We start from the raw sequence: 12,672 nt of genomic DNA, 5'->3' as shown, positions 1-12,672 counted from the left end.
GCGAGCGCCACGGCAGCACCGGCTCCCGGTGCCGGCGGCGACGCCGACGGCGGCGACGCCGACGGGTCCGGACAGGGCACCGGGAACGGCGGCGGCGTCACGAACCCCGTCAGCGTCGACTTCGGCACCGTCACCCAGCAGGGCATCGCGGCGGCCGGAGGCGGCAAAGTCGTCTCCCTCACCGGGTCGGGTGACCTCTGGACCGTGGTCGTCGCCGGACCGGACGGGTCGCTCACGCAGTCCGTCGTGTCCGCCACGCTCGGCCGGGTCACGTCCGGGCCGTTCCCGAAGGACTCCGACGCCGCGACGAAGACGGCGAACGCAGCACGCGCCGCCGGCCTGCGGGTCGACGCGAACGCGGCAGCGGCGAAGGCGATCGCGGCCGTCCCGGGCAGCTCACTCCGCAGCCTGCAGCTCGGCGGCAGCGGTTCCGCACCGGTGTGGACCGCGACGGTCGCCGCCGGTGGAGCCACCCGTATCGTGACCGTGGACGGCGTGACGGGCGCGGCCCGGGCCTCCTGACCGGCAGATCGTCTTGGTGGCCGGCGGCCGCCCCGCCCACCGGCTGGGGGCGCTGTTGCCGGGGGGGGGCGATCGTGGCGGCGCGTCGGGCCGGACGCCCTCAGCGTGCGTCGCGGAGCGCCTGCGCCTTCCGCTCGACGGCCTGCTCGAGCTCGGCCGCGTACTCGGCCAGGCGGGTCGCGACCGTGAGCTCCGAGCTGCCGATGATGCGGGCCGCGAGCAGTCCGGCGTTCGCCGCACCGTTGATCGCCATCGTCGCGACCGGGATGCCCGCGGGCATCTGGACGATCGACAGCAGTGAGTCGAGGCCGTCGAGGCGGGCGAGCTGCACCGGTACCCCGATGACGGGCAGGGTCGTCACCGAGGCGACCATGCCGGGCAGGTGGGCGGCCCCACCGGCGCCGGCGATGACGACGCGGATGCCGCGACCGGCGGCCTCACGGCCGAAGCGCATCATCTTGTCCGGGGTGCGGTGCGCCGACACGACGTCCGCCTCGTAGGGGATGCCGAGTTCGTCGAGGACGTCGGCGGCGGCGCGCATGGTGGGCCAGTCCGAGTCGGAACCCATGATGACGGAGACGAGGGGGGCGGGAGCGGAGCTGTCGGTCACCCTGTCGAGCCTAGCGGCGGGCAGCAGCAGTGCGTCTGGTCAGCGGACCGTGACCGTGCGGCAGCCGAGCGAGGCGTCCCCGCCCCGCCCGAGCCCGGTCGCGGTGACGCACACGGTGTGCCGGCCCGACGCCACCGCGAGGGTCCGTGCGTACCCGTGTGCCGCCCCGCCGCCGTAGGCGCGGCCGATGTCGGGCCGGGAACCCGATGCCGCGATGCCCGTGGCACCCCGACCGTCGACCCGGACGGTGACGGTGACGGGGGTCGCGACGGCGTCCCGGTCGAAGGCCCACCCGGAGACGGCCACGCGACGCTTCGCGGGCGACGTCACAGCGTCCACCCGCCCGACCGGGGCACTGGCGGCGATCGTCAGGGTCCGGCACGCCGACGTCGGTGCGATGGTGCCCGCCGTGCCGCCGGGCGCGACGTCGGACACGACCGCACACACCCGGTGGATGCCCGCCGGACCGGGGACGACGGCCTGGAACCCGTGCGCCGCGCCGGCACCCGTGGTCCGTGCGACGTCCGGCCGGTCGAGGCCCGCGGTCGGCGAGGCGACGACTCGATCGTCGACGGTGACGTCCACCCGGAGTGCCCGCGCGGGCACGTCCGTGTCGACCGCCCAGCCGCGGACCGCGATGCCCGCCGGTGCTGCGGTGGCCGACTCGAGCGTCACGCGCGGGGCGGCCGACTGCTGGCGCTTCGGCGCCGGGGTCTGCGGCGCCGGGGTCTGGGGAGCCGGGGTGCCGAGCGCGGCGTTCGCGACGAGGCTCTGCGCGTACGCGGAGTACCAGTTCCCGGCCCGCGGTCCCCCGTTGCAGGTGCCGTCGCTCGCGCCGGGCGTCTTCACCCAGAGCAGGGCGTCGAGCGCGGTGCCGTCGGTGGCGACCCGGGGCGTGGTGCCCAGGCCGGCGCCCGGGGCGTTGCACCAGGTGCCCCGCCAGCCGGTGCCGTTCCGGGAGGTGTCGATCACGTAGTGCGAGCCTCCGGTCAGCGCGGAGACACGCTGGGCGTACGCCTGCTCGGCGGCGACCGGGTAGTAGTTCGCGACGTTGGTGGAGAACCCGCGGGCGGACTGCACGCCGGCCTTCGTCAGGCGTTCGGCCATCGTGGCGGCCGGCACCCAGTTGGAGTTCCCGGCGTCGAGGTACGCGGGGACGCCGGCAGCGGTGAAGGCGGCGACCTCGCGCGAGAGGATCCGGTAGCGCTGCTGGTCGAGCGAGCCGGTGCAGGCGCTGTTGCTGAGCATCGCGAGCGAGTCCGGTTCGACGACGATCACCGCACGCTTGCCGGCGACGAGTGACACGACCTGGTCCACCCAGCGGTCGTAGGCGCTCTCGTCGAACCCGCCCGCCGAGTACCCGCCGCAGTCGCGCTGCGGGATCGCGTACGTGACGAACACCGCGGTCGTGCCGGTGGCGGCCGCACCGTCCGTGGCGGCGGTCACGGTCTTGGTCAGGGTCGTACCCTGCGTCCACTCACCGAGCCACGTCGCGACCGGGTAGCGGGCGATCGTGCTGGCGGCAGCGGCGCCGGCCGGGTCGCTCGTCGCCAGGGCTGCGGCGGCCTTCGCGGCCTCGCTCGTGGGCGGGTTGTACTGCCCGCGGCCGAAGACCTGTGCCGCCGTCCGTGCGCGGAGCTCGGTCGGCGTCGCGGCGGAGGCCGGGGTCGCGTCGATACCGGACACGACGAGTCCGGCCGTCACGACGGCGGCGACGAGCCCGACGGCGAGCGCCCTCGTCGTGCGGAGTGCGACGGCGCGCAGTGCAGTTGCACGCGGTGCCGTCGTGCGCCGTGCCGTCGTCGAGGGCAGTGCCGTCGTCGAGCGCAGTGCCCTGGTCGTGCGCATGTGTGGTCCCCCGGGGAGTCAGCGTGGTCAGCCTCCCCATGGCACCACGCGCACCCGCAGCGCACCACCCGCCAGTCCGGGTGCCACCCGACGAGGTGGCACCCGGACCCGGTGGACGTCAGTCGTCGAAGTGCGCTGCCGCAGCCCGGGCGCGGTACACCACGTCGTCCACGTCGTCGCCGGTCACGGTGACGTGGCCGATCTTCCGACCGGGGCGCGGCGCCTTGCCGTAGAAGTGGTACTTCGCTTCCGGGAACGCCGCGAGCGCTGCCGGGTACCGCCCGGCCAGGTCGCCGTCGGCCGGTCCGCCGAGCACGTTCACCATCACCGCGACCGGGGCCGTCGCACCCGTCGCGCCGAGCGGCAGGTCGAGCACGGCACGCAGGTGCTGCTCGAACTGGCTCGTGGTCGAGCCGTCGATGGACCAGTGCCCGGTGTTGTGCGGTCGCATCGCGAGTTCGTTGATGAGGATGCGCTCGTCGTCGGTCTGGAAGAGCTCCACCGCCAGTACCCCGGTGACGCCGAACTCCTCGGCGACGCGGACGGCGATCGCCTCGGCCAGGTCGGCGATCCGACCGGCGCTCGAGGGTGCGGGGGCGATGACCTCGGCGCACACCCCGTCACGCTGGGTGGTCTCGACGAGCGGCCAGGCGACGATCTCCCCGGAGGGCCGACGCGCGACGGACTGCGCGAGCTCGCGGGTGAAGGCGACGAGCTCCTCGACCAGGAGGGCCTGGCCGCCGCCGACCTCGGCCACCGCGGTGAACCAGTCCTCGACGTCGGCCGGGTCGGTGACGACGCGGACGCCCTTGCCGTCGTAGCCGCCTCGAGGGGTCTTGACGACCGCGCGTCCGCCGTGCCCGGCGAGGAAGGCGCGGAGTTCGTCCGCGTCGTGCACGGCGGCCCAGTCCGGCACCGGCAGTCCGAGTTCGCTGAGCCGACGGCGCATCGTGATCTTGTCCTGCGCGACCGCGAGCGGCTCCGGGCCCGGGCGGACCGCGACGCCGGCGTCGACCAGTGCGGCCAGGACGTCCTGCGGCACGTGCTCGTGGTCGAAGGTCACGACGTCGACGTCCCGTGCGAACGCCAGGACGGTCTCGGCGTCGTGGTAGTCGCCCTCGGCCGTCGCGGCGATCGCCGCCGACATGCCCGGCCCCTCGGCGAGGACCCGGATGTCGAGGCCGAGTTCCACCGCCGCGGGCACCATCATCCGTGCGAGCTGGCCGCCGCCGATGACCCCGACACGCAGCGCCATGGTCAGCGTCCCATGCCGTGGTACGCGAAGCCCGCGGCACGCCAGGCCTCGCGGTCCAGGCAGTTGCGACCGTCGATGACGACCGGGTTCGCGACGGCAGCGGCGACGGTGGTGGCGTCGAGTTCGCGGAACTCGTTCCACTCGGTGAGGACGAGCACGATGTCCGCGCCGGTGACGGCCTCGGTCGCGGACTCGACGTAGTCCAGCTCGGGGTGCAGTCGGCGTGCGGTGCCGATCGCCTCGGGGTCGTACGCGGCGACCTCGGCTCCGAGCTCACGCAGGCGTGCGGCGATGTCGAGCGACGGGGAGTCACGGACGTCGTCGGAGTTCGGCTTGAACGCGAGCCCGAGGACCGCGACGCGCTTGCCGGTGACGTCCCCGCCGAGGGCCTGGGTGGTGAGCTCCACGACGTGGGCACGACGGCGGAGGTTGATCGCGTCGATGTCCGCGAGGAACGCGAGCGACTCCCCCACGCCGAGCTCGTCGGCACGGGCCTGGAACGCGCGGATGTCCTTCGGCAGGCAGCCACCGCCGAACCCGAGGCCGGCGTTGAGGAACTTCCGCCCGATGCGGGCGTCGTGACCGATGGCGTCGGCGAGCGCGGTGACGTCGGCGCCGACGACCTCCGCGATCTCGGCCATCGCGTTGATGAAGGAGATCTTGGTCGCCAGGAAGGCGTTCGCGCTGACCTTGACGAGTTCGGCGGTGGCCAGGTCGACGACGAGCCGGGGGGTGTCGTCGGCGAGCGCGACGGCGTAGACCTCGTCGAGGGCCGCGACGGCCGCGTCGCCCTCGGGTCCGGCGGGCACGCCGTAGACCAGGCGGTCCGGCGCGATGGTGTCCTGCACGGCGAAGCCCTCGCGGAGGAACTCGGGGTTCCAGACCAGCGTGGCACCGGGGACGGCCGCGCTGACGTCGGCGGCCAGGCGGGCCGCGGTGCCCACCGGCACGGTCGACTTGCCGACGACGAAGTCACCGGCGGACAGGTGCTCGGTGAGCGAGGCGACGGCCGCGTCGACGTACTTCAGGTCGGCCGCACCGGTCGGGCCCTGGGGTGTGCCCACCGCGACGAAGTGGACGCGGGCGCCGGCGACCTCGGCCATGTCGGTCGTGAACCGGATCCGGCCGGAGGCCAGGGCCTCGGTCAGGATCTCGGGCAGACCGGGCTCGAAGAACGGTGCTTCGCCCGCCGCGAGTCGTTCGATCTTCCCCGGGTCGACGTCCACCGCGACGACGTCGTGTCCGAGCTTGGCCATGGAGGCGGCGTGGACGGCACCGAGGTAACCGCAGCCGATGACAGAGATACGCACGGGACGACGGTACCGGGTCGTCGCCGGGTCCACGAGACGGTGAACCGCAAGAACCGCGGCGGTTCTCCGCAGTGTGGCCGGAGCGGCGGCGGCCCGAGCCGTCAGCGGTCGTGTCGTGCGGTGCCGCGGACGATGTCGTCCCAGTCGGGTTCGCGGTGTCGACGACGGGCCTCGTGCGCCTCGACCAGGTCGTGCAGCACGGCGACGACGAGGTCCGCGTGCGGCACGTCGGCGAGCACGAGCGCCGGGTCGTCGCCGGGGAACACGAGCACGTCACCGGACCGGAACAGCCCCTGGGCACCCTGCCGTCGCACGGTGACGTCGTACCCACGGGAGTGCAGGAGCTCACGCCGGGTCCGGGTGCCGAGTCCGTGCGAGACGACGAGTCGCCGGGTGGTCACGACGTACCGCTCGGACATCCACCGCAGCAGCGGCACCAGCCCGCCGACGAGCACGAGCACGACGACGAGGACCGCGACGACGACGTTGAGCCAGGCGAGCTCCGCGCGGAACACCCCGAAGCCGAACCCACCGGCGGCCGCGACGAGGACGACGAAGACCGCGGGCCGGACGAGACGTCGGGCGTGTGGCCGGAGCCGGGCGACGACGAGCTCGGGGGCAGGCTCGTCGGTCATGGGCTCATGCATAGCGCAGGTGGGTGACGTCCCCGACCGCGACGCCCCTGGAGGCACCGGTCCGGTCCCGGATCGTGATGCGGCCGTCGTCGTCGACGCCGGTCGCGTCGGCCTCGACGGTGCACCCGTCCGGCAGTTCGAGCCGGACCCGCTGGCCGACGGTCCCGCACACGGCACGCACGTGGGAGCGGACCGCGTCGGCAGCCGCACCACCGGCGACCAGCCCGGCCACGGCCTCCTGGAGGCCCGTCCAGAAGCCCGTCAGGACGGTGTCGGCGAGTGCCGTGGCCGGTCCGGTCGCACCGGCGACGAGCAGGGAGGTCGCGGTCGGGGTCGGCAGGTCCGTGGCGGGGATGGTGAGGTTCACACCGACCCCGACGACGACCGACCCGTCGGCGGCGACCTGGCAGAGCACGCCGCTGACCTTCCGGCCGTCGACGAGCACGTCGTTCGGCCACTTCACGAGCACGCGGTCGTGGGCGGTGTCGAGCGCGCCGGCGACGGCGTCGCGGACCGCAGCGCCGGCGACGAGCGGCAGCCAACCCCGGTCGCGCGGGTCGAGGTCCGCCCGCACCAGCACGCTGGCCGCCAGGGTCTGGCCGGCCGGGGCCACCCAGGAGCGGTCGAGGCGTCCGCGACCGGCGGTCTGCTCGAGCGTCACGACGACGCTGCCGGAGGCGCGGTCCGGGGCGTCGCGGAGCAGGTCCGCGTTCGTCGACCCGGTCATCGGGAGCACCGTCATCGTCGCTCCGGCGCCCTCGACGGCGGCGCGGGCGGAGGCGAAGTCGGGCGTGACCGGTGTGGACATGCACGCAAACCTACGGCCCGGAACCGTGGGGGTCCTCCAACGGGGCCGTCCTGCACCGCCGGTAGGGTGATCGGGTGACCACAGGAGACACCCCCGATCTCTCGACGACCGCCGGCCGGCTCGACGACCTCCGCGTGCGCTACCACGAAGCCGTGACCGCCGCAGGCGAGACCGCGATCGCGAAGCAGCACGCCAAGGGCAAGACGACGGCACGCGAGCGGATCGAGCAGCTGCTCGACCCGAACTCCTTCGTCGAGCTCGACGAGTTCGTCCGGCACCGCACCCACGCCTTCGGCATGGACGCCAAGCGGCCCTACGGTGACGCGGTCGTCACCGGCTTCGGCACGATCCACGGCCGCCAGGTCGCCGTCTACGCGCAGGACTTCACCGTCTTCGGCGGCTCCCTCGGCGAGGTCGCCGGCGAGAAGATCATCAAGGTGATGGAGCACGCGCTGAAGACGGGTGTGCCGATCATCGGCATCCTCGACTCCGGTGGCGCCCGCATCCAGGAGGGCGTGGTCGCCCTCGGCAAGTACGGCGAGATCTTCCGGCTCAACACCGCGGCCTCCGGGGTCATCCCCCAGATCTCGATCGTGATGGGCCCGGCCGCCGGCGGCGCGGTGTACTCCCCCGCCCTCACCGACTTCGTGATCATGGTCGACAAGACCAGCCACATGTTCGTCACCGGGCCGGACGTCATCAAGACCGTCACCGGCGAGGACGTCGGCTTCGAGGAGCTCGGCGGTGCCCACACGCACAACGCCGTCTCCGGTGTCGCGCACTGGTTGGCCGAGGACGAGTCCGACGCGCTCGACTACGCCCGGTCGCTGATCGGGTTCCTGCCGGACAACAACCTGTCCGACGCCCCGGCCTACGACGTCGCCCCCGAGCTCGAGACCACCGACGCCGACCGTGAGCTCGACGTCGTGATCCCGGACTCCACGAACCAGCCCTACGACGTCACGCAGGTCATCGAACACGTCGTCGACGACGGCGAGTTCCTCGAGGTGCAGCCGCTCTTCGCGCCGAACATCATGATCGGCTTCGGTCGGGTCGAGGGCCGGACGGTCGGCATCATCGCGAACCAGCCGCAGGCGATGGCCGGCACGCTGAACATCGACGCCGGCGAGAAGGCCGCACGCTTCGTCCGGTTCTGCGACGCGTTCGGCATCCCGATCCTGACCCTGGTCGACGTCCCGGGCTACCTGCCCGGCACCGACCAGGAGTGGACCGGTGTCATCCGTCGTGGCGCGAAGCTCCTCTACGCCTACGCCGAGGCCACCGTGCCCCTCGTCACCGTCATCACCCGCAAGGCCTACGGCGGCGCGTACATCGTGATGGGCTCGAAGCAGCTCGGTGCCGACATCAACCTGGCCTGGCCGACGGCGGAGATCGCGGTCATGGGCGGCCAGGGCGCGGTCAACATCCTGTACCGCAGCGAGATCAAGCGTGCCGAAGAGGCCGGTGAGGACGTCGCCGCGGTCCGCACGAAGCTCGCGAACGAGTACACCTACAACGTCGCGTCGCCGTACCTGGCGGCCGAGCGCGGGGAGCTCGACGGGATCATCCAGCCGCACGCCACCCGCGTGTCGGTCATCAAGGCCCTCCGGGCGCTCCGCGGCAAGCGCGCCAGCCTGCCGCCGAAGAAGCACGGGAACATCCCGCTGTGAGCCCCCGTCACGCTGCCGCCGTCCCGGCCGACGCCCCCGCGTCGGTCTCGGACGTCCGGGTCGTCGGCGGCCACCCGTCGCCGGAGGAACTGGCAGCCGTCATCGCGGTGCTCCAGCGTCAGGCCGACGAGGCCGCAGCGGCCGGACGGGCCCAGGCGGAGACGTCACCCCGGGACGGTTGGACCCGGTCGGCACGGGGCATGCGCGAGCCGCTCCAGCAGGGCGCCTGGAGCCGGTCACTCCGCTGACCTGAGCTGCTCGCGACGCGGCGTTCCGGTACAGCCTCGGTACCGGTCCGGCACCCGCTCGGCCATGTCAGGCCGCTGTACCCCGTTCGATACCGCCCGGTGTCGACGTCGCCATCGGGCGGACGCACCGTTCGGTCTCCCCTCGCTCGGGGGGCGTGCAGCCGGAGAACTGTCGCAGATCCGTGGAATTGTCCCCCGAAATGACGACTGACACCCCCCGGTGCTGTTGGCATCATTGTCTGTGTTCGGTGTTCTTCGTTGAAGTGCATCGCCGGTCGGTGGCCGACTAGGGTACGAAGCCACCACCGTGACGAGTCAGGGCGATATTCGGGTTGTCGCTCTGACTCGGGTTGAGAACGGGCCGGTCGGTAGCTCCGACCGGCCCGTTCCCCGTTTCCGGGGCTGTGGTCGTCTCGGGCCGTGCCTGTCTCGGGCCGTGCCTGTCTCGGGCCGTGCCTGTCTCCGGCCGTGCTCCCGACGGCGCTCAGGCGCGGGCCGCGTACCGGTCGATCTCGAGCCACAGCGCGACGGAGTCGTCCTCGCCGTCGTCGTCGTCCTCGTCCGCAGTCCCGAGTGCCGCGGACTCGCTCTCGGCCGCGTCCAGACGCAGCCCCACCACGGTGACCGCGGCGTCGGCGTTGTCCGGCACCGTCCGGACGATCACGTTGTCGGCGTCCGCCTCGTACGCGCGACGCAGCGCCTCGGCGAGTTCGGCGTGCACGCGCTCCTGCTCCACCGTCTCCAGGTCGTCCAGCCCGCCGTCGTCGTGCAGCTGCACGACCGCACCCCGACGACGGAGGCGCATCACCTCGGCGCGGACGTCGTCGGACAGCAGGGAGCGGCCGCGGATCTCGTCGCGGATCGCCTGCTCCAGGTGCAGGCTCTCGGCACGCTCGTCGTCGCTCAGGCCGCCGCAGGTGTCGATGATGCGCTGGAGCATCGGCCGCGCCATCCGGGTCGTCTGTCCGAGCCGGACCTGCCGCTCGGACACATGCGCGTCCTGCGCCGCCTGCCAGTCCACGGTCTCCTGCTCGGCCCGGACGAAGTCGCGGGTGATCCGGGTGGCGTGGCTCATCGCGATCGCGAACCCGGTGGCGACCGACAACCAGATCACGTTGCCGAGCGCACCCAACTCGCCCAGTGCCTCCAGGCCGGCCCAGCTCACCGAGTGGACCGTGCAGAAGGCGACGCCCACCCAGGCGAAGCGTCCGCGTTGGCGGACGGCCAGCACGACCATCAGCGTGCCGACGGCGGCGATCCACCACGTGGCGTAGGTCGGCGCGACTCGGAGGTCGACGACGGTCGAGCAGACGATGGGCATCACGACGGCCGTGGCGAGCGCGAACCAGGCGACCCACACGGGCAGCACCGGACCGCGCACGAACAGCGCGAGGGCGGTCGCCGCGGCGTAGAGGACCATGCAGGCGATGACCGGCGCGGCCTTCGACGGCGCGCCGGGCAGCGTCGTGACCGCGAGGACCAGGTGCAGCAGGGAGAAGAGCGCGGCGAGTCCGGTCGCGACGCCCGCGGGGATCGAGGCCCTCATGCGTGTGCCTCGGGCTCTCCGGAGCCGGTCCCGATCTCGGGCCGGACGACGTCGCGGTCCTCGGAGCCGAGTGCCGGCCAGCGGAGCACGATGCGGGTCCCGGAGCCGGGGGCGGTCCGCAGGTCGGCCTCGCCCTCGGCGGCGGCCATCCGCTCGATGATCGAGCGGCGGACCCCGAGGCGCTCGGCCGGCACCGCGTGCGCGTCGAAGCCGGCGCCGTCGTCGGCGACCTCCACCTGGACGCTCGATCCGTCCACGATGATCGTGAGCCACCGCGAGACGTCGCCGCCGGCGTGCTGGACGCTGTTCACGGCGGCCTGGAGCGCGGCCGAGGCGATGGCGTCCGCGGCGGAGAACGGCAGTCCCGGGCCCGTCACGGGGGCGCTCCGGACCTCGACGGGCGCACCGAGGGACGTGACGGAGGCGACGATCCGGTCCCGCAGGACGTCGAACGGCACCACCTGGTCTTCCCCCGGGCCGTCGGCGGCCGCGGCGGCGAGGTGGTCGATGGCGTTCCGTGCCATCCGGGCGGCGAGGGTCTTCGCGTCCGGGGTGTCCGCACGGGCGGCGGACAGCAGCGTCGTCAGCACGCTGTCGTGCACGATGGCGTCCACCTGGACCCGTTCGACCTCGGTCGCGTGCTCGCGGATGGCCCGCGAGTACCGGCGGACCGCGGTGGCCTGGGCGGCGTCCACCGCGGCTGCGGCCCGGCGGAGCACCACGATGAGGACCAGCGCCGCGATGCCGAGCACCGCGGTGTAGGCACCGTCGAGGAACGCACGCTGCAGGCTCGCCCCGCCGCCGGCCGGCGAGAGCCGCAGCACGACGTAGATGATCGGCACGAGGGCGTTGTAGACCGCGGCACGCCACGTGGCGAAGCTCAGCGAGGCGGCGATCGTGCCGACGTTGCAGAGCCACCACGGCCAGGGGACCTGGTCACCCGGCAGTCCGTCGTGGACCGTCAGCGGGAAGGTCAGCAGCGCGACGAGGAACAGCAGCGCACAGACGGCCTGTGCCACCTGCGACCACCGCTGTGCGATCGCCGAGATCCCCACCGCGACGAGCGAGAGCGCCATGGTGATCGCCGCTGCCGGAGCCCAGAACGCGTCGAGGTACGGCAGCTGTTTGATGAGCCCGGGGACGTTCACCGCGCCGAACCCGATCGCGGCGATCGCCATCAGGATCGTGAAGGCCCGGTCGAGCGACGCCTGCGTGATCGTGGCGCGGACCGACCGCGACGGGTCCGCCCAGCCGGTGCCCCGGATGTGGCCGGCGCCACCGACCGGGGACGCCGGACGCCGGGCCGCTGCGGGCCCGGCGTCCGGCGCTGCGTCAGTGGTCACGAGGACCGTCCGACGCGCAGTTCCTCAGCGACCATCGCCGTCGGGGTCGATGCCCGAGTCGAGACCCGGCAGGATCCCGTCCTCGACGGCCCGTCGCAGCAGGTCGACCTTGGTCGGGGCGGGGCGACCCACCTCGACGTACTTCACGCGGATGCGGTCCAGGTACTCACGAGCGGTCGAGTACCCGATGCCGAGCTGCTGGGCCGCGAGCTTCAGCGGCAGACCCGATGCGTACAGATGCAGGATCTCGCGCTCGCGGCGCCCGAGCTGGGCCTTCGCGAAGTCCCGGTCGGCGTCGATGGCGCTCGCCCACTCGAGGTTGTTGAGCACGTCGCCCCGCGCCACCGTCGCGACGGCGGCCATCACGGTCTTCGTCGCGGACGACTTCGGGATGACGCCGGCAGCCCCCGCCGCCAGTGCCTCTCGGACGTTCGCGACCCGGTCGGCGATGCTGTGCACGAGGACAGCCGAGCCGGTGCCCTGCACGCCCTTGACGTTCTCGGTGACGGTCGAGCCGTCGCCCAACGACAGGTCGAGGACGACCACGTCGACCTCACGCCCACCGAGCTGGGCGATGTACTCCGGGACGCTCGCGGCGGTGAGGACCACCTCGAACCCCTCGTTCTGACAGGCGGCCTGGATCCCCAGTCGGACGGACTCGTGGTCGTCGACGATGGCGACCCGGACCGGCCGGGTCTCGAGACCGGCAGTCCCTGTCGTGCCGGTCGATGTGCTGGTGGTGGTGTCTCCCACGGTTGCCTCTCGTTCCGACGACGCGCCGGGCCCTGATCCCGGTTGCCGTCGTCACCCAGGATACCCAGGTCAGCCTCAGCTTCGTACCCCGCTGCGGAACCCGACGGGGGCGACCACCCGCCGG

Annotated in this window: 11 protein-coding genes and 1 pseudogene; 3 read left to right on the top strand and 9 right to left on the bottom strand. The window is 73.1% G+C overall.

Annotated elements, in window-relative coordinates:
• Nucleotides 1–522 (top strand): annotated as a pseudogene (locus tag QL987_RS06550) (hypothetical protein); the annotation flags it as partial.
• Between the two features lie 100 nt (nucleotides 523–622).
• Here QL987_RS06550 and purE read toward each other — a convergent pair.
• From purE to QL987_RS06520, 6 genes are all read right to left on the bottom strand, one after another.
• A complete protein-coding gene (gene purE / locus QL987_RS06545) occupies nucleotides 623–1,132 on the bottom strand; it encodes a 5-(carboxyamino)imidazole ribonucleotide mutase (RefSeq protein WP_290156833.1) in 510 nt (169 codons plus the stop codon).
• A gap of 39 nt (nucleotides 1,133–1,171) precedes the next feature.
• Complete coding sequence (locus tag QL987_RS06540; RefSeq protein ID WP_290156832.1) at nucleotides 1,172–2,980, bottom strand: glycoside hydrolase family 6 protein; 1,809 nt, start codon at nucleotides 2,978–2,980, stop codon at nucleotides 1,172–1,174.
• A gap of 118 nt (nucleotides 2,981–3,098) precedes the next feature.
• A complete protein-coding gene (locus QL987_RS06535; protein ID WP_290156831.1) occupies nucleotides 3,099–4,235 on the bottom strand; it encodes a 5-(carboxyamino)imidazole ribonucleotide synthase in 1,137 nt (378 codons plus the stop codon).
• 2 nt (nucleotides 4,236–4,237) lie between these two features.
• A complete protein-coding gene (locus QL987_RS06530; RefSeq protein WP_290156830.1) occupies nucleotides 4,238–5,545 on the bottom strand; it encodes a UDP-glucose/GDP-mannose dehydrogenase family protein in 1,308 nt (435 codons plus the stop codon).
• A 101-nt stretch (nucleotides 5,546–5,646) separates the two neighbouring features.
• On the bottom strand, nucleotides 5,647–6,180 hold the full coding sequence (locus QL987_RS06525; protein ID WP_181439179.1) for a PH domain-containing protein: 534 nt from the start codon (nucleotides 6,178–6,180) through the stop codon (nucleotides 5,647–5,649).
• Nucleotides 6,181–6,184: 4 nt separating this feature from the next.
• Nucleotides 6,185–6,988, bottom strand: coding sequence for a biotin--[acetyl-CoA-carboxylase] ligase (locus QL987_RS06520; RefSeq protein ID WP_290156829.1), 804 nt, complete (start codon nucleotides 6,986–6,988; stop codon nucleotides 6,185–6,187).
• A gap of 74 nt (nucleotides 6,989–7,062) precedes the next feature.
• Here QL987_RS06520 and QL987_RS06515 point away from each other — a divergent pair, with 74 nt between their 5' ends.
• Together QL987_RS06515 and QL987_RS06510 are read left to right on the top strand one after the other, a co-directional pair.
• Nucleotides 7,063–8,658 (top strand): acyl-CoA carboxylase subunit beta, encoded by a 1,596-nt coding sequence (locus QL987_RS06515; RefSeq protein ID WP_111074254.1) that lies wholly within the window; start codon nucleotides 7,063–7,065, stop codon nucleotides 8,656–8,658.
• Nucleotides 8,655–8,906 (top strand): acyl-CoA carboxylase subunit epsilon, encoded by a 252-nt coding sequence (locus tag QL987_RS06510; protein WP_290156828.1) that lies wholly within the window; start codon nucleotides 8,655–8,657, stop codon nucleotides 8,904–8,906. The genes QL987_RS06515 and QL987_RS06510 overlap by 4 nt, the downstream gene beginning before the upstream one ends.
• Before the next feature lie 484 nt (nucleotides 8,907–9,390).
• Here the strand turns inward: QL987_RS06510 and QL987_RS06505 are convergent, their stop codons facing one another.
• Genes QL987_RS06505 through QL987_RS06495 form a run of 3 tightly spaced genes read right to left on the bottom strand, consistent with a single transcriptional unit; the run spans nucleotide 9,391 to nucleotide 12,470 of the window.
• Nucleotides 9,391–10,452, bottom strand: a complete 1,062-nt coding sequence (locus QL987_RS06505; protein WP_290156827.1) for a hypothetical protein — start codon at nucleotides 10,450–10,452, stop codon at nucleotides 9,391–9,393.
• Nucleotides 10,449–11,795 (bottom strand): ATP-binding protein, encoded by a 1,347-nt coding sequence (locus QL987_RS06500; RefSeq protein ID WP_290156826.1) that lies wholly within the window; start codon nucleotides 11,793–11,795, stop codon nucleotides 10,449–10,451. The genes QL987_RS06505 and QL987_RS06500 overlap by 4 nt, the downstream gene beginning before the upstream one ends.
• Nucleotides 11,796–11,819: 24 nt before the next feature.
• A complete protein-coding gene (locus QL987_RS06495; RefSeq protein WP_110902774.1) occupies nucleotides 11,820–12,470 on the bottom strand; it encodes a response regulator transcription factor in 651 nt (216 codons plus the stop codon).
• Nucleotides 12,471–12,672: the final 202 nt, after the last annotated feature.

Origin of the sequence: Curtobacterium sp. APC 4022, from assembly GCF_030407555.1 — a bacterium.
In the GTDB taxonomy this organism is placed as follows: Bacteria; Actinomycetota; Actinomycetes; order Actinomycetales; family Microbacteriaceae; genus Curtobacterium.
The sequence above is the reverse complement of the archived record's forward strand: the minus strand, read 5'-3'. Positions and strand labels throughout refer to the sequence as shown.

Bases quoted from the DNA above. Each gene is read 5' to 3' on its own strand.
- QL987_RS06540 (WP_290156832.1), bottom strand. From the start codon at position 2,980: ATGCGCACGACCAGGGCACTGCGCTCGACGACGGCACTGCCCTCGACG.
- QL987_RS06535 (WP_290156831.1), bottom strand. From the start codon at position 4,235: ATGGCGCTGCGTGTCGGGGTCATCGGCGGCGGCCAGCTCGCACGGATG.
- QL987_RS06525 (WP_181439179.1), bottom strand. From the start codon at position 6,180: ATGACCGACGAGCCTGCCCCCGAGCTCGTCGTCGCCCGGCTCCGGCCA.
- QL987_RS06520 (WP_290156829.1), bottom strand. From the start codon at position 6,988: ATGTCCACACCGGTCACGCCCGACTTCGCCTCCGCCCGCGCCGCCGTC.
- QL987_RS06505 (WP_290156827.1), bottom strand. From the start codon at position 10,452: ATGAGGGCCTCGATCCCCGCGGGCGTCGCGACCGGACTCGCCGCGCTC.